Here is a 22,977-nt window from a genome sequence, read left to right on the forward strand (position 1 = left end):
GGGCGCTGTTGGGCGGCCAAGCCTGCCGGCGATACTCGTCAGCCGGCCGCGCGACGGTACTTACGAACGGACAGCGTGCGGAAGATGATGATGATCAGCGTCGAGTAGACGAGTGTCGCCCAGACCGGGTTCTGCATGGGCCAGGCGTCGGACTGGGACACGCCGGGATCGCCGAACAGTTGGCGGCACGCTTGCACGACCGCGCTGAAGGGGTTCCAGTCGGCGATGTGTCGCAGCCAGGGGGTCATCTGGCTGGAGTCCACGAAGGCGTTCGAGACGAACGTGACCGGGAACAGCCAGATGATCCCGCCCGAGGTCGCCGCCTCCGGGGTGCGTACGGAGAGGCCGATCAGCGCCCCGATCCAGGTGAAGGCGTATCCCAACAGAAGCAGCAGGCCAAAGGCGGCCAGGATCTTCCCCAGGTTGGTCGGCTCCGCGGTACCGGGACGCCAGCCCACGACCAGTCCGACGATCGCCAGAACGACGAGAGTGATCGCCGTCTGCGCGAGGTCGGCCACGGTGCGGCCGGTGAGAACCGCACCGCGGGCCATGGGAAGCGAGCGGAACCGATCGACGAGGCCCTTCTGCATGTCGTCAGCGATACCGGCCGCCGATCCGGCCGTGGCGAAGGTGACGGTCTGCGCGAAGATGCCCGCCATCAGGAAGTTCTTGTAGACGTCGGCGCTGGTGCTGTTGCCGACTCGGATGGAGCCGCCGAAGACGTAGGTGAAGAGAACCACGAACATCACCGGCTGGATGATCCCGAACAGGACCACCTCGGGAATCCTTGTCATGCGGATCAGGTTCCTGCGGGCGATGACAAGCGAGTCAGTCACGGCGCTCACTTGGCGCTCTCCTTCGGTTCCGTGCCCGTGCCCGTGCCGGTGCTGGTGCTGGTGTCGGCGGGCGCTGTCGCGCCCGGTGCCTTCTTGTCCGGTGCCGGGCCGTCGCCGTTCTCCTGGGCCTCCTCGGCCGAGTGGCCGGTGAGCGAGATGAAGACGTCGTCCAGGGTGGGGCGGCGCAGCCCGATGTCGTCGATCTCGACGCCCCGGGCGTCGAGTTCCCTGATGATCTCGGCGAGCAGCTTCGCTCCGCCGGTGACCGGGACGGTGAGCTTGCGGGTGTGCTTGGCGACCATCACGTCGCCCTTGCCGAAGCCGGCCAGCACGTCGTGGGTCGGGGTGATCTGGTCGCGTTCGTGGACGACGACCTCGACGCGCTCGCCGCCCGTACGGGCCTTGAGTTCGTCGGCGGTGCCGCGCGCGATGACCTGACCGTGGTCGATGACACAGATGTCGTGGGCGAGGTGGTCGGCCTCTTCGAGATACTGGGTGGTGAGCAGCAGCGTCGTACCGCCCGCGACCAACTCCTCGATGATTCCCCACAGTTGCTGGCGGTTGCGCGGGTCGAGACCGGTCGTCGGCTCGTCCATGAACATCACCGGCGGGGAGACGACGAGGGCCGCGGCGAGGTCGAGCCGCCTGCGCATACCGCCGGAGTAGGTCTTGGTGGTGCGGTCGGCGGCGTCGGAGAGGTTGAAGCGCTCCAGCAGTTCGACGGCCCTGGCCTTCGCGGCACGGGCACTCTGCTGGTAGAGCTGGCCGACCATCTGAAGGTTCTCGCGGCCCGTCAGATATTCGTCGACCGCGGCGAACTGGCCGGAGAGGCCGATGTTCCTGCGCACCTCGTTGGGGTGCTTGAGCACGTCGATACCCGCGACGACGGCCTTGCCGCTGTCGGGCTGGAGCAGGGTCGTCAGCACACGGACGGCGGTGGTCTTGCCCGCGCCGTTGGGGCCGAGCAGTCCGAGGACCGTGCCCTCGGGGACATCGAGGTCGACGCCGTCCAGTGCTCGTACGTCGCCGAACGTCTTGACCAGCCCTTCGGCGTAGATGGCGCCTGGCATAGGGGTAACTCCCAGAGTTGCGTCAGATGCGAACAATTGGTGCGATTCGCGCTAGTGGGAAGCTTAAGTCGCGGACAGCAGAGGCTGACGCTAACGCGATACATCGCGATAGGCAAGGGAAATACGTAAGCTCTACGTAAAGACGACCGGTGTGCGTAGACCGGTACGCGGACTGGCCCGCTCGGCCGAGACCGCGCGGCTCAGCCCAGGATCGTGTAGCCCGCCTCGCGCAGGGCCGCCTCCACGTCCGCGCAGTGCTCCGGGCCCTTGGTCTCCAGACGCAGCTCCACGTCCGCCTCCGTCAGCCCCAGCCGCGGATCTGTCCGTACGTGACTCACGTCCAGCACGTTGGCATCGGCCACCGACAGCACCCCGAGCAGTGTCGCGAGCGCCCCCGGCCGGTCGGTGATCCGCAGCCGCAGCCCGAGATAGCGCCCGGCCGCCGCCATCCCGTGGCGCAGGATCCGCTGCATCAGCAGGGGGTCCACATTGCCGCCCGACAGCACGGCGACCACCGGCCCCCGGAACGCCCTGGGCGTGCTCAGCAGCGCGGCGACCGTGCTCGCCCCGGCCGGCTCCACGACGAGCTTCGCCCGCTCCAGACAGAGCAGCAGCGCGCTGGACAGCTCGTCCTCGGACACCGTACGCACCTCGTCGACCAGGTCCCTGATCATCGGGAACGTGATCTCGCCGGGCCGGCCGACCTTGATGCCGTCCGCCATCGTCTGCTGCTCGTGGAGCGACATCGGCCGCCCGGCACGCAGCGAGGGCGGATACGCGGCGGCGCCCTCCGCCTGCACGCCGACCACCCTGACGTCGGGCCGTACCGACTTGACCGCCAGCGCGATGCCCGCGGCGAGGCCGCCGCCGCCGAGACCGACCAGGATCGTCCGTACCTCGGGGCACTGCTCCAGGATCTCCAGGCCCACCGTGCCCTGTCCGGCGATGATGTCCGGGTGGTCGAAGGGGTGGATGAAGACCGCGCCGGTCTCCCGCGCGTACTCCTGCGCGGCGGCCAGGGTCTCGTCCACGACCTGGCCGTGCAGCCGTACCTCGGCGCCGTACTCCCGGGTCGCGGCGACCTTGGGCAGCGGCGCGGCCAGCGGCATGAACACGGTGGAACGCACACCGAGCAGGGTCGACGCGAGGGCGACGCCCTGCGCGTGATTGCCCGCGCTGGCGGCGACGACACCGGCCGCGCGCTCCTCGGGGGAGAGACCGGAGATCCGCACGTACGCGCCGCGCAGTTTGAACGACCCCGTCCGCTGAAGGTTCTCGCACTTGAGATGGACCGGGGCGCCGACCAGGTGCGTCAGATGCCTGCTGCCCTCCATCGCGGTCATCCGGGCCACACCGGTGAGCATCTTCTGTGCCCCGCGGACGTCGTCGAGGATCGGCGCGGGCGCGGAGCCACGCGGTGAGGCGGAAGCGGAAGCGGATGATCCGTAGGGACGAGACGTACCGAAGGTCATGACCGCCAGTCTCGCAGCTCAGCCCTTGGTCGGCCGCCCGGAACCGTGCGCCCTCCACAGGTGTCCACAGGTTTACGCGGGCCCCGTACGGCCAAGGGCGGGGCCGCGTACTCTGTCCCCCACCAACCGACCACCGCACGAGAGAGCCCCAGCCATGCCCCCTACTCAGGACATGACTTCCGCTGTGTCGGCCTCCCCGGGCTCCGGCTCCGAATCCTCCGGTTCCGACCCCTCCGGCTCCGCACCTTTAGAGACCGCACCGGCATCTTCCGTCGGTACCGAATCCGTCGTCACGACTGACATCAGCACCGACGACACCTCCCTCCTCGACACACTTCAGCACCAGGTGGCCGTCTTCGCCCGACGGGCGGAACAGACCCGCCTCGGCGGCGTCGGCCAGGTGCGCAACTCCATGGACCGCGCCGCCTACCTCCTGCTCAACCGCCTTGATCTGGAAGGCCCGATGGGCGTCAAGGCGCTGGCCGCGGGGATGGGGATCGACTCCTCCACCGTCACCCGCCAGGTCGCGCCGCTCGTCGACACCGGCCTGGTCAAGCGCACCTCCCACCCCGAGGACGGCCGCGCCGTCGTCCTGGAACTCTCGGTCCGCGGGCTGAGCCGCCTCGAAGAGGTCCGCTCCTCGCGCCGCGAGCTGATGTCACAGGTCACGGACGGCTGGACGCAGGACGAACGGGACTCGTTCTGCACCCTCCTCACCAGATTCAACGCCGCCCTGTCCGCACGGCAGTCGGGCCCCGCGTCGGCCGAACCGCCCGCGCACCGGGCCCCGGTGGACGAACCCACCGGCACGGAGCCGCCACCGGCCTCTTGACCTCGGCCGGGGTCTGTCCTCATATGAGGTGTGCGAGAGCGACGGCAGACGAGTACGGACCGTCGTCGCGCCCGGGAGTTCGAGGCGTTCGTCGCGGGCGCGGCAGGCCGACTGCTGCATGCCGCCACACTGCTGACGGGTGAGAGCGCCGACACCAAACCGCGCGCCGAACGCCTGCTGACGGCCGCCCTGGCCCGTACGTACGCGGACTGGGACCACCTGCGCGGCGGCGACCCGTACGACCGCGCCCGCCAGGAGATCGCCACCCGCTACGCGCGCGGCGCCTGGCGCCACCGTCCCCGCTCGGGCCGCTCGGGCCGCTCGGGCGAGGGCCTGCTCGGCCGGCTCAGCCCGCGGGAACGGCTCATCCTGGTGCTGCGGCTGTACGAGGGGGTCGCCGAGGAGCAGACGGCGGCGCTGCTGGGGCTGCCCGTCGACCGGGTGCGCGCGATCTGCGCGCGGGCGGTCGGCGCGATGCGACAGCCCGCGCGATGAGCGGCTGCGCGCGATGAGCGGCCACAGCCGTAAGGAGGACGAGGTCCGCCGGATGCTCGATCTGCCGCATCCGCCGGTCCCCGTCGACCTGACGGCCCGCGCGACCGCCGTCGGCATCCGCATCCTGAACCGCAGACGCACCGGGCGCCTGCTGTTCTGGCTGCTGGTCGCGGTGGCGGTGATCGCCTTCACGGTGTGGGCGTCGGTCGTGGAGCCGTGGTCGGTCCCACCGTCCGAGCGGACGCCACCGCTCGAAGGCTGGTGAGTTCCGTCAACTGCCTTTAAGCCAGGGCCTGCTGAAGGTCCGTCAGCAGATCGTCGGCCGACTCGATGCCGACCGACAGCCGCACCAGATCGTCCGGCACCTCCAGCGGGGAGCCCGCCACCGAGGCGTGCGTCATCCGTCCCGGGTGCTCGATCAGTGACTCGACTCCGCCCAGGGACTCGCCCAGCGTGAAGACCTTCGCCCGGCCGCAGACCTCGATGGCCGCCTGCTCGCCGCCGGCGATCCGGAAGGAGACCATGCCGCCGAAGGACTTCATCTGCTTGGCGGCGATCTCGTGCCCGGGGTGCTCGGGCAGGCCCGGGTAGTAGACCTTCGAGACCTTCGAGTGCCGGGACAGCATGTCGGCGACGCGTGTCGCGTTCTCGCTGTGCCGGTCCATCCGGACGGCGAGGGTCTTCACGCCGCGCAGCACCAGCCACGCGTCGAACGGACCGGAGATCGCGCCCATCGCGTTCTGGTGGTAGGCGAGTTCGTCGCCGAGCGTGTTGTCGGCGGTGACCAGCGCGCCGCCGACGACGTCCGAGTGACCGCCCATGTACTTGGTGGTCGAGTGCACGACGACATCGGCGCCCAGGGCGAGCGGCTGCTGAAGGTAGGGGCTCGCGAAGGTGTTGTCGACGACGAGCTTGGCCCCGGCGGTGCGGGCGACCTCGGCGAGGGCCGCGATGTCGCTGATGCCCAGGAGCGGGTTCGAGGGGGTCTCGACCCAGATCGCCTTCGTACGGGGCCGCAGAGCCGCCCGTACGGACGCCGGGTCCGAGGTGTCGGCCACCGACCACTCCACGCCCCAGCGCGAGACGACCTTCGCGAAGAGGCGGAAGGTACCGCCGTACGCGTCGTTGGGGATCACGACATGGTCGCCCGGCGACAGCAGCGTACGCAGCAGGCAGTCCTCGGCGGCGAGCCCGGACGCGAACGCGAGCCCGCGCCGGCCGCCCTCCAGGGCCGCCAGATTCTCCTCCAGCGCGGAACGCGTGGGGTTGGCGCTGCGGCTGTACTCGTAGCCGCCGCGCAGTCCGCCCACGCCGTCCTGCTTGTACGTGGACACCTGATAGATGGGGGGTACGACCGCGCCGGTGAGGGAGTCGGGGGTGTTCCCCGCGTGGATCGCGATCGTCTCGAAGCTGTGCTCGTCGCTCATGAGCCCCGAGGGTAGCGGGCCGGGGCCCTGCTATCGCGGCGGCGGAGAGCGCCGTCCGCATCCGGGACAATGGGACGCATGGAGATTCTCTGGTTCCTGATCGCGATGGGGATGGTCGCTGCCGTCATCGGCCCGTTCGTGCGGCGCCGTGTCCGCGGTGGCATACGGATGGTCGAGCCGGGCTCGCCCGACGCCGCCGACCCGGACGCCTACGATTTCGTACGGCAGGAGGAGCTGGACATCCGGCTCCCGGGTCCGGACAAGGATCTTCTCGACGTACTCGACGTCGTCCAGCGCACCCAGGACTGGCGGGCGGCGGCGCAACTGCTCGCCGGGACGCCCGCCGAGGGCGAGGTGCGCTGGCAGCGCGTCCAGGCGTTCGCGGGCGCGGCGTCGCTGGAGCTCCAGGGCAAGCCCGGCGTCGGCGGCGCGTGGCTGCGGGCGTGGCGCGCGGAGTCGCCGAAGGACGCGGGCGGCGCGCAGGTGCACGCGGAGTTCCTGGTCCAGCAGGCGTGGCGCTCGTCGGCGGCGGGCACGGACGACTTCCGGATCATCCTGGAGGAGGCCGGCTCGGTCTGCGCCGACGCGGCGCTGCTGGCACCGGGCGACCCCGTGCCGTACATCATCGAGCTGGCGGTGGCCCGTGGGCTCGGCTATCCGCACGAGCGGTTCGACCAGCTCTGGGCGAAGGTCATCGACCGGGCGCCGGACCACATGGGCGCGCATCTCGCGGCGCTGCACTACTGGTGCGAGAAGTGGCACGGCTCACGCGAGGAGGCGGACCGCTTCGCGACGACGGCGGCGGCGCGCGCCCCGAAGGGCTCGCTGCTGGCCGCGCTGCCGCTGTTCGCGGTGTACGAGCATCTGCCGGAGATCGCGCTGGTACGGGACTTCTACCGCAGCGCGGTGGTGTCGAACGCGATGGAGGGCGCCCTGTTCGCGGTCCACGCGGCCCGCCCCGACGACCCGATGCTCGCGCATGTACGGCACCTGCTGATCGTCTTCCTGGTCCGGGCGGAACGCTGGTCGGAGGCGATGCACCAGCTCGTACGGGTGGACGGCCACGTGGGCGCGATGCCGTGGAGCCACACGCAGGACCCGGCGGAGATGTACGCGCTGTACCGGGCACTGGCGGTAGCGGGCTACGAGGCGAACGGCGGCAGCCCGGCGACGCTGCCCCGGTAGGGGGCTCGGGGCGCGTCCGGCTGCCGGCTCACCGCTCCTCGGCATCGAGAGCGGATCGGTCGCTCCGCGAGACTTCCAACCCCAGCTTCTGCACGGGCTGTTGCAGACTCCCGGCAACGCCCGTGCGGTCATGAACGCCGTGGCGCCGGGCAGATCGCCGCGGGGCCGCCCCATCTCGCGGTGCGCGATAGGTTCCCCGCCATGACTGAACTCGGACCCGGCGCCTGGCCACCTGCCCCGATAAGGACCGAACGGCTCGTGCTCCGCGAGTCCGCGGCCCGAGACCGTGCCGTGTTCATCGAGCTGTTCGCGTCGCCGGAAGTGGGCGCCTACATCGGTGGCCCCCGACCACGTGATGAGCTCGAACGCGCGGTGCCTGAGGTGCCCGGCCGGCGCCCTGGCCTCTTCGTGATCGATCTCGACGGGGCGATGATCGGCATGATCACGCTCGATCGGCGCGACGCGGAGCGTCCGGTTCGCGTCCGTCCGGATGGCGGGGAGGCCGAGCTCGGTTACCTGTTCCTGCCGGAGGCGTGGGGATGCGGGTACGCCGGCGAGGCGTGCGCGGCGGCACTCGGCTGGTTCGCCGACGCGCTTCCCACCGAGCCGGTGGTGCTCACCACCCGGACCGCCAACGACCGCGCGATGCGCCTGGCGGCGAAGCTGGGGTTCACCGAGGTGGAGCGGTTCGAGGAGTACGGCGCCGAGCAGTGGTTCGGCGTGTGGTCCTCGGTCACGCCGTCCGGTTGAACCGGCTGGTTCGTGTGCCGGGTGCGCGTTCCCAGGGAACTCCTAGGTTACTGACAGCCCACTCCTAAACAGCCGGGGTTCAGTGATGCGGCGGTGGTCCGACACCGCCCCCGCACGCCTGCCCGAGGAGCCCGGCCATTTTCCGGAACCGCGACATGACCGCACGCCACGCGGCCCGGAACGACGCCACCTCCAACCGGCCCCGGGTCATGATCTTCGCCGGCGTCACGCTCGTACTTCTCCTGGCGACGCTCGTGGTGGCGCGCGGTGCCGACGGGTGGACCGGAGGCACCGTTCCCGTCGCGGACGCATCCCGGCCCACGCCGTCGTCCTCGCCGTCGCCGGACGCCGAGCAGGTGGCCGAGGACGCCAGGAACAAGGCGCTCGCCGACCGACTCACCGCACTGGACACGGGCGGGGCCACGCTGTCCGTCGCCGTGCTCGATCTCTCGGACGACCGCGCCGCCCAGTACAACGTGAAGCCGGGCCTGACCTACGACACCGCAAGCATCGTCAAGGTCGACATACTGGCGGCGCTGCTGGTCCAGGCCCAGGACGACGGGCGCGCTCTCACCGAGCGGGAGAAGTCGTACGCCGTCCCCATGATCACCGAAAGCGACAACGCGGCGGCGGACGCCCTGTGGGAGATCATCGGCGGCTCGGACGGACTGGACGCCGCCAACGCGCGTCTGGGCCTGACCGGAACGACCGCGGGCGCCGGCCCCCTGTGGGGACTCACCCAGACCACGGCCGCCGACCAACTGGCGCTTCTGTCACAGGTCTTCGGGAACACGTCCGAACTCAGCCCCGCCTCGCAGGACTACATACGCGAGCTGATGGGCGGGATATCGGCCGGACAGGACTGGGGGGTCTCCGCGGCGGGCGACCCCACAGGTCTCAAGAACGGCTGGCTGGAGCGCAGCGTGACCGGCCTGTGGGATGTCAGCAGCATCGGCGCGGTGACCATCGGAGGCCAACCCTGTCTGCTCGCCGTGCTGTCGAAGGACAACGCCGGGATGGACGAGGGAGTCTCCCTCGTGGAGAAGGCGGCGAAAGAGGCCGCCTCCGTCATGGAGCGGTGAAAGAAGCCCCGTGCGGGGTCACCGCGTGACCACGGCCTTGCCGTGGACGTGACGTCCGGCTTGCAGTGTCACGGCGTCGCGGATCCGCTCGGCGGTACGCCGAGCGCTAGGGCGGCCTCGGCCGTCTCAGTGCCGAACAGGTCCGTCGCCGCGGTCACTTCTCCGCGGGCCGGTGCCCGTACCCGGTCCGCGAGTCCGGGACCGTATGCCACGGGCTCGGCACCGAGCCGCCGCAGGAACTCGAAGGTGCCCTCCGACGCCGTGCCGATCACGGTGGCGCCGGTGAGCTTCGCGAGCTGGACGGCGAACACACCCACGCCGCCGGCGGCGCCCCCGATCAGGACGGTGTCGCCGGACCGCAGGCCGATCGCCGCCAGAGCGGCGACGGCGGTGTGGCCGGCCACCGGAAGGGTGCTCGCCACCTCGTCGCTGATGCCGTCAGGCGTACGCAAGAGCGCGTCGGGCGCCTCGACGGGAGTCTTGACCACCACGAAATCGGCGACCGCCCCTGCCCAGCACGCCGCCGTACCCGCGGTCGCCCACGGCGAACCCCGTGGCGCCGTCGCCGATCTCGTCCACGACGCCGGCGAAGTCGCTTCCGAAGCCGGCCGGCACGGTGATGCCGAAGCGCGCCGCCACCGCGGGCAGCGAGGCGATGAGCCGGTCCATGGGAGAACACGACGGTGATCGGGATCGCGGAGCGCGCCGGGCTCACGAAGAGCACCTTTTTCCGCCACTTCCCGGACAAGCGGGAAGTGCTTTTCGGCGGGGACACGATGACCGGACTGCTCGCCGAGGGATCGCCGCGGCACCGGCCGATGCCACCCCGCTCGAAGCGGTGGCCCACGCCCTGGAGGCGATCGGGAGGGCGGCGTTCACACCCGACCGCCGCGAATTCAGCACCCGCGGGCGGGCGGTGATCGCCGCCAACCCGGAACTGCGCGAACGCGAAGCGCTGAAGGGCCTGCGCCTGTCCGCGTCGATGACCGACGCGCTCAGACGGCGCGGCGTTCCCGATCTCACCTCGTACGTGGCCACGGAACTCGGAGCGCTCGCCTGGAAGATCGCCTACGAGCGCTCGTGCGACACGGCCGTCGACACGGGCGACGGCACGGGCGACGGCACGGGCGACGGCGACGAGTTCGGCGACATCGCGCGGCGGGCACTCGCCGAGGTGCGTGCGGCCGGCGCCCCGGTGCTGTCGGCCGGGAAGGCACCATTGCCCCGCTGACCTGCGGTGGTGCATACTCCGCAGATCCCCCACACGACCTCTTCACCTGTTCTCCGTACCCCTGGGGGCCATCCGATGGCACGCGTTCTGCCCTTCGTCCTCTTCGCGTTCGGCATCTGGTTCTGGTTGAAGGCCCGCCGGAGCGTGGCCTCGCTCGTCGGGGCCGAGGCGGAGCTGGGGTTGCTGCCCAGGGACCGGCAGGGCACGGAGCTGGCCGGGGCGGATGCCGTGCTGGAGCGGGCCCTCGTGGAGGCGCGGGGTGGGCGGTGGGAGGCGGCGGCGGAGTCGCTGGGGGCGACCGCCAAGGAACGGGACTGGGAGCGGCGGGCGCTCTACGCGCGTGTACTGGGCGAGGCCGCCGCCCGCCAGGACTCCTGGCTGCGGGCGTGGCGCGCGAGCCGGCCCGACGGGTCCCCCGACGCGGACGCGGAGCTGGTCCAGGCGTCCGCGACCGTCTCGCGCGCGTGGCTGCTGCGGGGCTCGCCGTACGCCGAACACACCACGCCCGAGCAGGCGGACGCCTTCCACGAGCTGCTGCCCGAGGCCCGCGCCGACACCGCCCGCGCGGCGGAGCTGGGGCCGGACGACCCGTCGCCGTACATCGTGGAGATCCGCACCGCGCTGGGCGTCGGCTACGGCCCGGACCAGATGCGCGAACTGTGGGCGGAGATCACGGCCCGCACCCCGCATCCCACGTCGGCGCCGCTGTACGGGGCGCACGAGGCCGCGATCCAGTACTGGAGCGCGCGGTGGCACGGCTCGGCGGAGCTGGCCCGCGAGTTCGCCGCCCAGGCCACGGCGGACGCACCGGTGGGCACGCTGATGAGGGGCCTGCCGCTGATCGCCTGGTTCGACCACCACGACGCCGCGGCGACCTCCCGCGACTACGCGGACCCGCGTCTGACGGCCCTGGTCGACGCGGCTCTCGCGGACGTGGCGGCGGCGCCCGCCGACCACCCCCGTCTGCCGGAGGTACGGCATCTGCTGGCGTACTTCCTGACACGGCAGGGCCGGTACGAGGAGGCCCTGGAACAGTTCCGCCTGGTCGACAGCCACGTCAACGCCCTTCCCTGGCGGACCCGCCGCGACCCGGCGGACTTCTTCACCTCGACCCGTACGAAGGCGATCCGCGGCTCGGAGGCACGCGCCCGCATCCGCAAGGGGGTCTGACGGGGGCAGGGGGGAGGGAGCAGGGGCAGCCTGCGACCCCGCCTCACTGTCAGTGGCGGCTGCCATCCTGAGGGCATGTCGACGACGACCGCTCAGGACTACACCTGGCTCGAGGAGCGCTTCCCCGGACTCACCGAGGCCAACTGCGTCACGTTGATCCACGGGCTCCCGCCCGACGCCCTGCTGCGGCGGCTGGGCGCGACGGAAGAGACGCGTTTCGTCGGGGTGGACCGTCACGGCAAGGACCCGGACGGGCTGGTTCCGGTGATGCGGGAGGTGGGTTTCGACCTGAGTGAGGACGAGGACCGGGATTTCCGCCTGCACACCGAGGCCGCGTTCGCGCTCGCGGAGCGTGTCACCGGGGTGCGGATAACCCCCGAGCTGCTGGACACCTCCGCGTTCGTGGGCGCTCTGGTGCGGTTGCCCTGAGCCGGGCGGGGCGGGCCTGGCATCGTTGGGGGTATGGATGAGACTCCTCTGCCCCACGAGTTGCCCGGCACGCTGCCCGGCGGGTTCATCAATCAGGTCGTACGTGTCGGGGACACCGTCCGGCGCTCCCCCGCGCCGACCGCCCAACGCGCCGCGTTCACACGGGAGTTGCTGGAGCTGTTCGAGGAGCGGGGCTGGGGCGGGGCGCCCCGGTACCGAGGGGTGGACGAGCAGGGGCGGGAGGTCCTGGAGTACGTCGAGGGGGAGACCGATCTGCCCCTGTCGGACGCGCGGCTGGCGCGCGTCGCGGAGCTGGTGCGGGAGTTCCATGATCTGACCGCCGGATCATCGCTCGCCGGTGCGCACGAGGTGGTCTGTCACAACGACCTGTCGCCGCGCAACACGGTCTATGCCGACGGGCTGCCTGGGCTGCCCGTCGCCCTCATCGACTGGGACCTGGCCGCCCCCGGCGACCGTATCCACGATGTCGCCCACCTCGCGTGGCAGTACCTGGACCTCGGCCCCCGCGTGAGCGACGTGGGCGACGCGGCCCGGCGGATCACCCTCGTCTGCGACGCCTACGGTCTGGACGACCGGGACGGCATCGTCCGTACGATCCTGTGGTGGCAGGACCGCTGCCGGCGCGGCATCGACAAGGCCGCCGACCTGGGCGATCCGGCGATGACCGCGCTGCGCGAGCGCGGTGTGGTGGACGACGTACACGCCGCGTACGTATGGGTGTCGGCCCACGCCTTCGAGCTGGCCGCGAAGCTGTAGCGACGGCGGATCAATACCGGGCGCCACCCCGCGGCCCTCGTCTAGACTCGACCGCATGGGTTTGTACTCGTACTACTTCTTCCGCTGATTCCGGGCACGGACGCCCCGGCCCAGGTCCTCTGAAGGACCGCCGGCGTCCCCGTCTCCTCGCCCGTCCGACATCACCCGGCCCCGCCGTGCGCCGACGCGTGCGCACCTTCGCGGGCATGTCACTTTCAGGGAAGAACCCATGCGCGAACGCGCCCAATTGTCGTTGAAAGACGTCTCCAAGTCGTACGGCGACCGGACCGTCCTCGATCAGGTGTCACTCTCCGTACGGCCCGGCGAGAAAGCCGGTGTCATCGGGGAGAACGGCTCCGGAAAATCCACCCTCCTGCGGCTGCTGGCCGGGACCGAGACCCCGGACAACGGGGAGGTCACCGTCCTGTTCCCCGGCGGGGTCGGGTATCTCGCCCAGACCCTCGGCCTCGACTCCCGCTCGACCGTCCAGACCGCCGTGGACGCCGCCCTCGCGGATCTGCGAGAGCTCGAAGGCCGCATCCGCGCCGCCGAAGCCGCACTCGCGGACGCGACGGATCCCACGGAGGCCGAACTGACCGCGTACGGCGAGCTGTTGACCGCCTACGAGGACCGCGACGGCTACGCGGCGGACGCCCGCGTCGACGCCGCCATGCACGGACTCGGGCTCGCCCACATCGGCCGCGAGCGCACGCTCGGGTCGCTCTCCGGCGGCGAGCGGTCGCGGGTGGCGCTGGCCTGCGTCCTCGCGTCGGCGCCCGAGTTGCTGCTGCTCGACGAGCCGACCAACCATCTCGATCTCCGGGCCACCACCTATCTGGAGGACCAACTCCGGGCGCACCGGGGCACGGTGGTCGCCGTCACCCACGACCGCGCGTTCCTGGAGCGCTTCGCGACCACGATCCTGGAGGTCGACCGGGACACCCGGGCCGTGACGCGGTACGGCGACGGCTGGACCGGCTACCGCACGGCCAAGGCCGCCGCCCGCCACCGCTGGGAGCAGGACCATCAGGAGTATCTGGCGGAGCTGGCCCGTACGAAGGAGCTGGTCGCCGCCGCCGGGCAGCGGCTCGCGGCCACCGGGAAGGATCCGGGCCAGGGCTTCGGCAAGCACCGCCGTTCGCACGAGGCGAAGCTGTCGGGCCAGGTCAGGGCCGCGCGGGTGCGGCTGGAGCGGCTTGAGCGCGAACCGGTGCCCGCGCCGCCGAAGCCGCTCACGTTCGCGGCCGACCCGGCCACCACGGGCACCACCGGAGCGGACGGCGTGCTGGCGGAGCTGTCCGGTGTCGTGGTCGGGGACCGGCTGCGGGTGGACGCGCTCCAGGTGAAGGCGGGGGCCCGGCTGCTGGTCGACGGGCCCAACGGCGCGGGCAAGAGCACACTGCTGCGGGTGCTGGCCGGGGATCTCCCGCCGGACGCGGGCACCGCCCGCCGTACGGGCCATGTCGGCTATCTGGCACAGGAGTTGAACACCTCGACGACGAACTCACCGCTGTCCCTGCTGGGCGCGTTCACCGCCGGTCGCCGGGGGTTCCCCGAGGAGCACACGGACGAGCTGCTGGCTCTCGGGCTGTTCCGCGAGGAGGACCTGCCGGTGCCCGTGGCCGGGCTCTCGGTGGGGCAGCGGCGCCGGCTCGAACTGGCCAGGCTGCTGACGGTCCCCGCCGATCTGCTGGTCCTGGACGAGCCGACGAACCATGTGGCGCTGAGCCTGGTGGCGGATCTGGAGCGGGCGCTCGCCTCGTACGCGGGCGCCGTGGTCGTGGTCTCGCACGATCGCCGCTTCCGCGAGGAATTCGCGGGCGAGCGGCTGGAGTTACGGGCGGGGAGGGTTACGCAGGTGAGCTGACACGGACTCAGCAACCGGCGGGAGAGCTCAACTTGGACTACAACTTGGCCTGGAAGATCCCGGCCGGTCTCTCCCGCCGGTAGCCGAGCGCCGCGTTCACGGCCAGCATCGGCGCGTTGTCGTCGGCGACGCTGGTGCTGATCTCCCGTACACCGGGATGGCGTTCGGTGAGCGTGCTCAGCAGCCGGCGCTTGACCGCCCGGCCGAGACCGCGCCCGCGGTGCTCCGGGACGACCACCGTGTCGTACTGGAGCGCCCGGGTGTGCGACGGGTCGCGCAGGACGAGCTCGGTGTACGCGGCGACACTCTCGCCGGCCCCGCCAGACCCACCCGGCCCGCCCGCGACACCCTCCGCCAGCACCACCGAGGTGAGCAGGATCCCGCCCCGGTCGTCCACGAGCCGGGCCGCGCCCCGTACCCGCTCCGTGTCCCAGCTCGGCGTCCGCTCGTCCGCGCCGCCGCCGGGGGCGTCGCGCATCACGTCGTGCGCCCGCGCGAACTCGTCCGCCAGCGCGTCCGGTACGACGCCCTCCCAGTCCGCGAAGCGGTAGCCGTCGGGCAGTCGCGGCGGCGGCAGTTCGGCGTCCGCCTCCCGGACCCGCTGGACGTACCAGGCCAGCGGCAGCACCTTGCTGAAGCCGAGGCCGTCCACGAACGCCTCACCGGCGCCGCCCAGTTCGAGCATCGTGGAGACCGAACTGCGCCCGGCCGCGGCCAGTTCGGCCCGTATCGCGCCCCACAACCGCGCGCCCACGCCCCGCCGTCTGGCATCGGGCCGGACGACCAGGGCGTCGAGGAAGGCGGTGTGCCTGCTGCTCTCCTCGGTGAACAGCAGCAGCGTGGCCACCCCGTCGTACGACCCGTCAGGAGTGGTCGACACCAGATGGACCATCCGCGCGTTGGGCGACTGCACGCGCAGCTTCCCGGCGGTCTCGGTGCGGCCCGGCTCGGGGACGGACGCGGGCACGTCCTGGAGATGGGCCGCCGCGATCACGTCATGCCAGGCGTCTGTCTCCGCCTGCGACGGCGGGGTTCCCAGAGTCATCAGCATGATCCGAACCTACGCTCACTACCGGGTCCGCGCCCCCGAGTTGACGGGGCTTCCCGGACAGTGAGACCGGCTTTCCGCGCCTTCGGCCGCGCGGGAGTACACAGAATCCTCATAAGTCTGGCGTACGCGCGCTGCGGCGGCACCCGGGTCGGGTGCCGCCGCAGCGCGCGTAACGGACGGAGCAGGAAGAGGAACGGGACTGGACCGGACTGGATCAGGCGGCGGAGCCGGCCTGCCAGTCCGCCCAGTTCAGGTTCCAGCCGTTGAGACCGTTGTCGGGGGCGATGGTCTTGTCCGGGGAGTTCTTGACGATGACCACGTCACCGACGATCGAGTTGTCGAAGAACCAGGCGCCTTCCTGGTTGGGGTCGTTCGCGCCCTTCGCGTCGTTCAGACCGACACAGCCGTGGCTCGTGTTGGACGAACCGAAGATCGAGTCGTCGCCCCAGTAGTTGCCGTGGATGAAGGTGCCCGACGTGGACAGCCGCATCGCGTGCGGGACGTCCTTGATGTCGTACTCACCCTTGCCGTCGTCGTCCGTGAAGCCGACCGTCGCACCGTTCATCCGGGTCTCCTTGAACTTCTCGGAGATCACCATCTGACCGTTGTACGTCGGGTTCTCCGGCGAGCCGGCGGAGATCGGGATCGTCTTGATCGTCTTGCCGTCCTGCTGGACGGTCATGGTCTTGGCCTTGGTGTCGACCGTGGAGACCTGGTTACGGCCGATCTTGAAGGTGACCGTCTTCTGCTGGACCCCGTAGACACCGTTCGCGCCCTCGACGCCGTCGAGCGCCAGCTTCAGGGTGACGGTGGAGCCGCCCTGCCAGTACTGCTCGGGGCGGAAGTCGAGGCGCTGCGAGTTGAACCAGTGGCCGACGACTTCCTGGCCGCTGCTCGACGTGACGGTGATCCCGCCCTGTACGGCGGCCTTGTTGGTGATGCCCTTGTCGAAGTTGAGCGAGACCGGCATTCCGACGCCGACGGTGGAACCGTCCTCGGGCGTGAAGTTGCCGATGAAGCTGTTGTCCGGCGAGACGGTGGTGAAGGACGAGTTCTCGTGGGCCTCGCGGTCCTTGGAGTCCTTCGCCGTGGCGGTGATCTTGTACGTCGTGGAGCGTTCGAGCTGGCCGTCCGGCTTCCAGCTTTTCGCGTCGGCGGCCAGGGTGCCCTTGACGGCGGTCCCGTCGGCGGTGGTCATGTCGACCTTGGTGAGCGTGCCCTTGGTGACGGTGACCTTCGCGTCGTTGTTGATGCCCGCGTTGTCGGCACCGTTCTTGGGCGAGATGGCTATCTGGGCCTCGGACGTGTCCTTCGCCGCGGCCTCGTCCACCTGTGCCGCCGAATCCTTCGAAGACTCGGCTCCGGAGGCGCTGTTCCCACCATCGCCACCGCTGCAGGCCGAGAGCACCAGCACTCCGCCGAGCAGTGCGGACGCGGCCGCCAGGCCCTTGCGCCGCTTGCCGTTCGTCATCACACGCTTCTCCATCGTCGCCGATTCCCTGCCCATGACCTTTAAGAACACCCGTACCGGTTCACCCGGTTCCACATCGGACGAAGATGTGGGCAACGCCACTCGCACCACGGGATGTACACGAGCGGCCCATGTGTAAGGCCCCGGGGTCGCAGATGACCGCGTCCCGGGGCCAAGGGTGTCACGCTCGCGTGCTAAATCCTGCCGGGGCGGCGGATCTCTGCGCTACGGACGCCCTCCGCGGCACCGTCACCGTCGCCGTCGCCGTCCGTCCCGTCGTGCTCGTCGTGCTCGTCGTCCTCGTCCAGATCCCATTCCACGGCTTCCGGGTCGTAGTCGATCAGCTCGCTGCTCCACGACGCCTGGGCCAGCTCCACGCCGGGCACCTCGCCGACCAGGTCGGACGGCTCCACGAGATACGCGAGGGCTTCCGCCCCGTCCTCCCGTACGGCCGACCTGGCGTGGTCACGTTCCTCGTCGGGCATCGAATCGTCCGTCGCGATACGGGTCAGCGCGGCCTCGGTCAGGTCGTCCGGGTCGCTGATCTCCAGCACCAGTTCAACGTGCAGCCGGACAAAACGGGATGTCTCAGGAGTGCTCATAACCGGAGAGTAGGCCCGTCGCCCCGGGTGGCTTTCCTACGACCCGCTGCTTTCACTAGCATCGGCGCACCCAGCCAATTCGGCGTTTTCCCAAGGGAGATCGATTACGTGTACGTGTCCGTCGTACGCCGACCGCTGCTGACGGCCATAGCCGCCGGAATCCTGCTCTGCGCCATGTGGTTCGTCCCCTCGGCGAACGCCACGAGCGAGCAGAGCGCCGGTCAGCAGCAGCCCCCCGCAGCCACCCAGGACGACACGGCGGGGCTCACCCTCGCCGACACCGGAACGGGCGTGGACACCACGCCCTATCTGGTCGCCGGGACAGCGTTCCTGGCCGTGGGCGTGGCATTCGTCGCGCACTCGGTGCGCAGGGGCGAGTCCGCGGTCTGACGCGGGAGCGAGTAGGTGGAGGGGGCCGCCCGGCTGTCGAGCGGCCCCCTCCGCGTACGTCATACGCTGTACGGTCCCGGCTCAGGCCAGCGGGCCCGTCACCGGCTCCACCGCCGCCACCAGCTTGCCCTCGTGCACGAACGCCTCGGCCGCCGCGAGATCCGGCGCCAGGAACCGGTCGGGCCCCGGCCCCTCGATCCCCGCCGCGCGCAGCGCCTCGACGGCGGCGCGCGAGGCGGGCGCGGGCATCAGGCCGGTACGCAGCTCGATCGCCCGGGTCGCCGCGTACAGCTCGACGGCGACGATGCGCGTCAGATGAGCGACGGCCGTACGCAGCTTGCGCGCCGCCGACCAGCCCATGGACACGTGGTCCTCCTGCATCGCCGACGACGGGATGGAGTCGACGGACGCCGGGACCGCCAGCCGCTTCATCTCGCTGACCAGCGCGGCCTGCGTGTACTGGGCGATCATCAGGCCCGAGTCGACGCCGGGGTCGTCCGCGAGGAAGGCGGGCAGACCGTGCGAACGGTTCTTGTCCAGCAGCCGGTCCGTGCGGCGCTCCGCGATGGAGCCGAGGTCGGCGGCGACGATCGCGAGGAAGTCCAGGACGTACGCGACGGGGGCGCCGTGGAAGTTGCCGTTGGACTCCACGCGGCCGTCCGGCAGCACGACCGGGTTGTCGACGGCGGAGGCCAGCTCGCGGTCCGCCACGATCCGGGCGTACGCCAGAGTGTCCCGGCCCGCGCCGGCGACCTGGGGGGCGCAGCGCACGGAGTACGCGTCCTGCACCCGGGGCGCCGCGTCCTCCTGGAAGTGCCCGGTCAGCCCGGACCCGGCGAGCACCCGCAGCATGTTGTCGGCGCTGGCGCCCTGGCCGGGGTGCGGGCGGATGGCGTGCAGCTCGGGGGCGAGGACCTTGTCCGTACCGAGCAGGGCCTCCAGCGTCAGCGCGGCGGTGATGTCGGCCGAGGTGTAGAGCCGCTGGAGGTCGGCGAGGGCCATGACCAGCATGCCGAGCATCCCGTCGGTGCCGTTGAGAAGCGCCAGGCCCTCCTTCTCGCGCAGTTCCACGGGCTTGATGCCGTGCGCGGCCAGCAGCTCGCCGGCGGGCTTCAGGACGCCGTCCGGGCCCTCGGCGTCGCCCTCACCCATCAGGGTCAGCGCGCAGTGCGAGAGCGGCGCGAGGTCGCCGGAGCAGCCGAGGGAGCCGTACTCGTGGACGACGGGCGTGATCCCGGCGTTCAGCACGTCCGCCATGGTCTGCGCGACCTGCGGGCGTACGCCGGTGTGCCCGGACGCGAGGGTCTTGAGCCGCAGGAACATCAGCGCCCGCACGACCTCGCGCTCGACGCGGGGGCCCATGCCGGCGGCGTGCGACCGCACGATGTTGCGCTGGAGCCGCCCGCGCAGGTCGGGGCCGATGGCGCGGCTGGCGAGCGCGCCGAAGCCGGTGGAGACGCCGTACACGGGCTCGGGCTTGGCGGCGAGCGCGTCGACGATCTCGCGGGCCGCGGTGAGCGCGGCGCGGGCGTCGGCGGAGATCTCGACGCGGGCGTTGCCGCGGGCGACGGCGACGACGTCTTCGGCGGTGGTGCCGGTGGGCCCGACGACGACAGTGTGCATATCCATATTCAGGAGCGTACGGATTGAAACTCAACGTGTCACTAGGGGGTCGCGTGTACCCGCGCCTGCGGGCCGGTTTCGTCCTCAAGCGCCGGACGGGCTGGGTGGTTGCGGTGGTGGCCGGGGCCGCTCCGGGGGGCCCGGGTTGCGTTTGCCGGGTGCGGCCCGGTGGTCGTTGTCCTCAAGCGCCGGACGGGCTGGGTGGTTGCGGTGGTGGCCGGGGGCGACTCCGGGGGGCCCGGGTTGCGTTTGCCGGGTGCGGCCCGGTGGTCGTTGTCCTCAAGCGCCGGACGGGCTGGGTGGTTGCGGTGGTGGCCGGGGCCGCTCCGGGGGGCCCGGGTTGCGTTTGCCGGGTGCGGCCCGGTGGTCGTTGTCCTCAAGCGCCGGACGGGCTGGGTGGTTGCGGTGGTGGCCGGGGGCGACTCCGGGGGGCCCGGGTTGCGTTTGCCGGGTGCGGCCCGGTGGTCGTTGTCCTCAAGCGCCGGACGGGCTGGGTGGTTGCGGTGGTGGCCGGGGCCGCTCCGGGGGGCCCGGGTTGCGTTTGCCGGGTGCGGCCCGGTGGTCGTTGTCCTCAAGCGCCGGACGGGCTGGGTGGTTGCCGGTTTTGTTTGCCGCCTGCGGCCCGGTGGCGGGTTGTCCTCAAGCGCCGGACGGGCTGGGTGGTTGCGGTGGTGGCCGGGGGCCGCTCCGGGGTCATGCCCGGACGGCATGATTTACGGCGCCCAGCGGTGTTGGTGTGGTGCTGGTCCGGGTTGCGCCACAAATCACGCTTTAGTGTCCGGACACGACCCCTGCGCGTCCCCCTTCAACCCGCAGGGGGTGGGGTTTGCCTGAACTGCGGGCCGGGGCGGCGTGGAGGGGGGCGGGGTCGGAGGGTGGGTGTGTTCGGACACTCAGGCTGATTTGTGTCGCGTGGACATGCCGGTCCCGTCGAGACCAACGAGCGTTGCACGCGGCGTAAATCACGCCGTCCGGACATACCCACCCGGAGGGCCCGCACCCCGCCCCCGGCAACGAGACCGCAACCACCAAGCCCGTCCGGCGCTTGAGGACGAAACCGACCCGCAGGCGGCAAACAAAACCGGCAACCACCAAGCCCGTCCGGCGCTTGAGGACAACCCGACCACCGGGCGGACCCGGTCATGTCATCCCGCGGAAGCGGCGACGTTCGCCCGCCACCGGTGGCCGTGGGGGCTCGTCCGCCAGGCGCAGCACCCCGCCGTCCCGGCCCGCTACTACCGGCCCCACCGACCGCGCCGCCTTCGCGCGGTACTGCGCCGCGTCCGCGAGCCGGAACAGCCGGCGGGCCGACGGCAGCGGCCCGATCGCGTCGCCCGTCGAGGCGACCCCGCACGCCACCCCCTCGCCCAGCTCCAACTCGGCGGCCCGGCGGCAGAGTTCGTCGGCCACCTCGACCACCGCGTCGGACGGCGGCCCCACCGTCAGCAGACAGAACTCGTCCCCGCCCAGCCGCGCGGCCAGCGCCCCCGGCAGTCGCGCCCCGCATACGGAGAGCAGCGAGCCGAACCGTTCCAGCAGCCGGTCACCGACCGCGTGGCCATGCGTGTCGTTGACCCGCTTGAGGCCGTTGAGGTCGCAGACGACCAGGCTGACGACCGACCCGTCCGTACGGTGCCGGGCGACCGCCTCGTCGAGGCGCATGTCCACCGCGCGGCGATTCGCGAGGCCCGTCAGCGGATCCGTGAAGGCCAGTCGGCGGACCTCTTCGAGCCGTTCCGTCTGCGCGATCCCGGACGCCACGACCGACGCGATGACGGTCGCGAAATCCGCGTCGTCGCGCCCGAAGACCGGCTCCCCGAGCCGCCTCGCCACGTACAGCTCCCCCCACGCCCGCCCGTGCAGCACGATCGGCGCGACGACGCAGCACCCCCGGCCGCGTCTGCGCAGCGCGGCGACCCGCTGATGGCAGTAGCCGGGCTGACCCGCGGCGGCGGCCGGGCCGTCGACCGTCTCGACCCACGCGTTGGGTTCCCCGCCGCCCGCCCATCGCTCGTGCAGGAACTCGGCGATCTCGGGGAACCGGTGCACGGGATACGACTCGTCCTCCGGGAACTCCTCCTCCCCCGGCGCCAGATCCCCCGCGTTCACCAGGACCTTGAGCTGCCCGAGGTCCCGCTCCCACACGGACAGCGCGGCGAAGCTGCCCGCCAGCGCGTCACGCGCGCCGAGCGCGGCGGCCCGCCAGGACTCGTTCGAGGTGTGCGCCGAGGCCATGGCCTGGGCCAGCTCCACCACGGCGCGTAGCCGTACGTCCTCTCCCATCACCCCACCTTAGGCCGCTTTGGGGTGATTTGATCACTCGGAGCGAGGGGTCGTCACTCTCCGTCCACGACCGGCGGATCTACTCGCCCGGCCACTGCGGCTTCCGCTTCTCGTTGAACGCGGCCACACCCTCCGTACGGTCGCCGGAGAAGGCCACCGAACGCCACGCCGCGTCCTCGACCTCCAGGCCGGCCCGCAGGTCCAGCCCGTGCCCCAGCCGCAGCGCGCGCTTCGCCGCGCGTAGCCCGACCGGCGAGTTCGCGGCGATACGGGTGGCGAGCGCCAGCGCCTCGTCACGGTCGGCCGCCGCGTCGACCAATTGGTCCACGAGGCCCAGCTCGTGCGCCTCACGCGCCTCCAACCGCCGTGCGGTGAAGATGAGTTCGGCGGCGCGGGCGGCCCCGACGCGGCGCGGCAGCAGTTGCGTACCGCCGCCGCCGGGGATCACGCCCACCGACACCTCGGGCAGCCCGACGACCGCCGTCGCGTCGGCGACGATCAGGTCGCAGGACAGCGCCAGCTCGAACCCGCCGCCGAGGGCGAAGCCGTGCACGGCGGCGATGGTCGGCATCGGGAGTTCCAGGACGCCGGTGTACGCGGCGCGGGCGGTGGGCCGCTGCCGTACCAACTCCGCGTCGCTCAGCGAGTTCCGCTCCTTGAGGTCGGCGCCGACGCAGAAGGCGCGTGCGTGGGTCGAGGTGATGACGGTGACCCGTACGTCCCGGTCCGCGCCCAGCGCCGCGCAGGCCGCGCCGATGGAGCGGGCCATCTCGGTCGAGACCGCGTTCATCGCCTTGGGCCGGTCGAGCACCAGCTCGGCCACGTACCCCTGCCTGCGCACCGCCACGAACTCCCCGAACCGCTGGTCGCTCTCCGCGCCCACCGCACCCACCCGCTTCCCGGTTAACGATCGTTGACCGGGATCATAGGCGGG

At 71.4% G+C, this 22,977-nt stretch carries 26 protein-coding genes; 14 read left to right on the forward strand and 12 right to left on the reverse strand.

Going from position 1 to position 22,977, the window contains the following annotated elements:
- Positions 1-38: 38 nt before the first annotated feature.
- The 3 genes from OG329_RS13835 to ilvA all read right to left on the reverse strand — a co-directional run bounded on the left by OG329_RS13835 (position 39) and on the right by ilvA (position 3,270).
- Positions 39-845, reverse strand: a complete 807-nt coding sequence (locus OG329_RS13835) for an ABC transporter permease (RefSeq protein WP_405795300.1) — start codon at positions 843-845, stop codon at positions 39-41.
- Positions 842-1,906 (reverse strand): ATP-binding cassette domain-containing protein, encoded by a 1,065-nt coding sequence (locus OG329_RS13840; RefSeq protein ID WP_405795302.1) that lies wholly within the window; start codon positions 1,904-1,906, stop codon positions 842-844. The genes OG329_RS13835 and OG329_RS13840 overlap by 4 nt, the downstream gene beginning before the upstream one ends.
- Positions 1,907-2,106: 200 nt before the next feature.
- Positions 2,107-3,270 (reverse strand): threonine ammonia-lyase, encoded by a 1,164-nt coding sequence (gene ilvA, locus OG329_RS13845; protein ID WP_405801815.1) that lies wholly within the window; start codon positions 3,268-3,270, stop codon positions 2,107-2,109.
- A gap of 262 nt (positions 3,271-3,532) precedes the next feature.
- On the opposite strand from ilvA, the gene OG329_RS13850 reads away from it, so the two are divergent.
- Genes OG329_RS13850 through OG329_RS13860 form a run of 3 tightly spaced genes read left to right on the forward strand, consistent with a single transcriptional unit; the run spans position 3,533 to position 4,970 of the window.
- Positions 3,533-4,210 (forward strand): MarR family winged helix-turn-helix transcriptional regulator, encoded by a 678-nt coding sequence (locus OG329_RS13850; RefSeq protein WP_405795304.1) that lies wholly within the window; start codon positions 3,533-3,535, stop codon positions 4,208-4,210.
- A gap of 30 nt (positions 4,211-4,240) precedes the next feature.
- Entirely contained in the window at positions 4,241-4,705 is a 465-nt protein-coding gene (locus tag OG329_RS13855) for a sigma factor-like helix-turn-helix DNA-binding protein (protein WP_405795306.1), read from the forward strand.
- Positions 4,706-4,718: 13 nt separating this feature from the next.
- Positions 4,719-4,970, forward strand: a complete 252-nt coding sequence (locus OG329_RS13860) for a hypothetical protein (protein WP_405795308.1) — start codon at positions 4,719-4,721, stop codon at positions 4,968-4,970.
- A 16-nt stretch (positions 4,971-4,986) separates the two neighbouring features.
- Here the strand turns inward: OG329_RS13860 and OG329_RS13865 are convergent, their stop codons facing one another.
- Positions 4,987-6,132, reverse strand: a complete 1,146-nt coding sequence (locus OG329_RS13865) for a cystathionine gamma-synthase (protein ID WP_405795310.1) — start codon at positions 6,130-6,132, stop codon at positions 4,987-4,989.
- A 78-nt stretch (positions 6,133-6,210) separates the two neighbouring features.
- Between OG329_RS13865 and OG329_RS13870 the strand changes: the two genes are divergently transcribed.
- The 4 genes from OG329_RS13870 (at position 6,211) to OG329_RS13885 (ending at position 9,149) form a co-directional block, all read left to right on the forward strand.
- Positions 6,211-7,317 (forward strand): hypothetical protein, encoded by a 1,107-nt coding sequence (locus OG329_RS13870; RefSeq protein ID WP_405795312.1) that lies wholly within the window; start codon positions 6,211-6,213, stop codon positions 7,315-7,317.
- Positions 7,318-7,360: 43 nt separating this feature from the next.
- Positions 7,361-7,522 (forward strand): Scr1 family TA system antitoxin-like transcriptional regulator, encoded by a 162-nt coding sequence (locus OG329_RS13875; RefSeq protein ID WP_405801817.1) that lies wholly within the window; start codon positions 7,361-7,363, stop codon positions 7,520-7,522.
- The gene (locus OG329_RS13880; RefSeq protein ID WP_405795314.1) at positions 7,519-8,067 is read left to right on the forward strand and encodes a GNAT family N-acetyltransferase; all 549 of its coding nucleotides are present in this window, start codon (positions 7,519-7,521) and stop codon (positions 8,065-8,067) included. The genes OG329_RS13875 and OG329_RS13880 overlap by 4 nt, the downstream gene beginning before the upstream one ends.
- 155 nt (positions 8,068-8,222) lie before the next feature.
- Positions 8,223-9,149, forward strand: a complete 927-nt coding sequence (locus OG329_RS13885) for a serine hydrolase (RefSeq protein ID WP_405795315.1) — start codon at positions 8,223-8,225, stop codon at positions 9,147-9,149.
- 68 nt (positions 9,150-9,217) lie between these two features.
- On the opposite strand, the gene OG329_RS13890 is transcribed toward OG329_RS13885, so the two are convergent.
- Both OG329_RS13890 and OG329_RS13895 read right to left on the reverse strand, forming a co-directional pair.
- Positions 9,218-9,637 carry a zinc-binding dehydrogenase gene (locus tag OG329_RS13890; protein ID WP_405795316.1) on the reverse strand — a complete coding sequence of 140 codons (420 nt, stop codon included), beginning with the start codon at positions 9,635-9,637 and terminating at the stop codon, positions 9,218-9,220.
- Complete coding sequence (locus tag OG329_RS13895) at positions 9,588-9,818, reverse strand: alcohol dehydrogenase catalytic domain-containing protein (RefSeq protein ID WP_405795318.1); 231 nt, start codon at positions 9,816-9,818, stop codon at positions 9,588-9,590. Before OG329_RS13895 ends, OG329_RS13890 begins: the two co-directional genes overlap by 50 nt.
- Positions 9,819-9,832: 14 nt before the next feature.
- On the opposite strand from OG329_RS13895, the gene OG329_RS13900 reads away from it, so the two are divergent.
- From OG329_RS13900 to abc-f, 6 genes are all read left to right on the forward strand, one after another.
- Complete coding sequence (locus tag OG329_RS13900; protein WP_405795319.1) at positions 9,833-10,069, forward strand: helix-turn-helix domain-containing protein; 237 nt, start codon at positions 9,833-9,835, stop codon at positions 10,067-10,069.
- Positions 9,988-10,380 (forward strand): hypothetical protein, encoded by a 393-nt coding sequence (locus tag OG329_RS13905; protein WP_405802237.1) that lies wholly within the window; start codon positions 9,988-9,990, stop codon positions 10,378-10,380. Before OG329_RS13900 ends, OG329_RS13905 begins: the two co-directional genes overlap by 82 nt.
- A 75-nt stretch (positions 10,381-10,455) precedes the next feature.
- Positions 10,456-11,550 carry a hypothetical protein gene (locus OG329_RS13910; protein WP_405795320.1) on the forward strand — a complete coding sequence of 365 codons (1,095 nt, stop codon included), beginning with the start codon at positions 10,456-10,458 and terminating at the stop codon, positions 11,548-11,550.
- Between the two features lie 75 nt (positions 11,551-11,625).
- A complete protein-coding gene (locus tag OG329_RS13915; RefSeq protein WP_405795321.1) occupies positions 11,626-11,979 on the forward strand; it encodes a DUF6461 domain-containing protein in 354 nt (117 codons plus the stop codon).
- A gap of 33 nt (positions 11,980-12,012) precedes the next feature.
- Positions 12,013-12,756: a phosphotransferase gene (locus OG329_RS13920; RefSeq protein ID WP_405795322.1), complete on the forward strand. Its 744-nt coding sequence runs from the start codon at positions 12,013-12,015 to the stop codon at positions 12,754-12,756.
- Between the two features lie 229 nt (positions 12,757-12,985).
- Entirely contained in the window at positions 12,986-14,623 is a 1,638-nt protein-coding gene (gene abc-f / locus OG329_RS13925) for a ribosomal protection-like ABC-F family protein (protein ID WP_405795324.1), read from the forward strand.
- A 37-nt stretch (positions 14,624-14,660) separates the two neighbouring features.
- Here the strand turns inward: abc-f and OG329_RS13930 are convergent, their stop codons facing one another.
- The 3 genes from OG329_RS13930 to OG329_RS13940 all read right to left on the reverse strand — a co-directional run bounded on the left by OG329_RS13930 (position 14,661) and on the right by OG329_RS13940 (position 17,747).
- Complete coding sequence (locus tag OG329_RS13930; RefSeq protein WP_405795326.1) at positions 14,661-15,674, reverse strand: GNAT family N-acetyltransferase; 1,014 nt, start codon at positions 15,672-15,674, stop codon at positions 14,661-14,663.
- Between the two features lie 214 nt (positions 15,675-15,888).
- Positions 15,889-17,160: an Ig-like domain-containing protein gene (locus OG329_RS13935; protein WP_405795328.1), complete on the reverse strand. Its 1,272-nt coding sequence runs from the start codon at positions 17,158-17,160 to the stop codon at positions 15,889-15,891.
- Positions 17,161-17,339: 179 nt separating this feature from the next.
- Entirely contained in the window at positions 17,340-17,747 is a 408-nt protein-coding gene (locus tag OG329_RS13940; protein ID WP_405795330.1) for a hypothetical protein, read from the reverse strand.
- 114 nt (positions 17,748-17,861) lie between these two features.
- Here OG329_RS13940 and OG329_RS13945 point away from each other — a divergent pair, with 114 nt between their 5' ends.
- Positions 17,862-18,137 carry a hypothetical protein gene (locus tag OG329_RS13945; protein WP_405801819.1) on the forward strand — a complete coding sequence of 92 codons (276 nt, stop codon included), beginning with the start codon at positions 17,862-17,864 and terminating at the stop codon, positions 18,135-18,137.
- 81 nt (positions 18,138-18,218) lie between these two features.
- Here the strand turns inward: OG329_RS13945 and hutH are convergent, their stop codons facing one another.
- From hutH to OG329_RS13960, 3 genes are all read right to left on the reverse strand, one after another.
- The gene (gene hutH / locus OG329_RS13950) at positions 18,219-19,760 is read right to left on the reverse strand and encodes a histidine ammonia-lyase (protein ID WP_405801820.1); all 1,542 of its coding nucleotides are present in this window, start codon (positions 19,758-19,760) and stop codon (positions 18,219-18,221) included.
- Positions 19,761-20,900: 1,140 nt separating this feature from the next.
- Positions 20,901-22,043 carry a diguanylate cyclase domain-containing protein gene (locus OG329_RS13955; protein ID WP_405795331.1) on the reverse strand — a complete coding sequence of 381 codons (1,143 nt, stop codon included), beginning with the start codon at positions 22,041-22,043 and terminating at the stop codon, positions 20,901-20,903.
- A 79-nt stretch (positions 22,044-22,122) separates the two neighbouring features.
- Positions 22,123-22,926, reverse strand: coding sequence for an enoyl-CoA hydratase/isomerase family protein (locus OG329_RS13960; RefSeq protein ID WP_405795333.1), 804 nt, complete (start codon positions 22,924-22,926; stop codon positions 22,123-22,125).
- Positions 22,927-22,977 lie beyond the last annotated feature (51 nt).

The sequence above is a fragment of the Streptomyces sp. NBC_01506 genome (genome assembly GCF_045040295.1).
Lineage (GTDB): Bacteria > Actinomycetota > Actinomycetes > Streptomycetales > Streptomycetaceae > Streptomyces.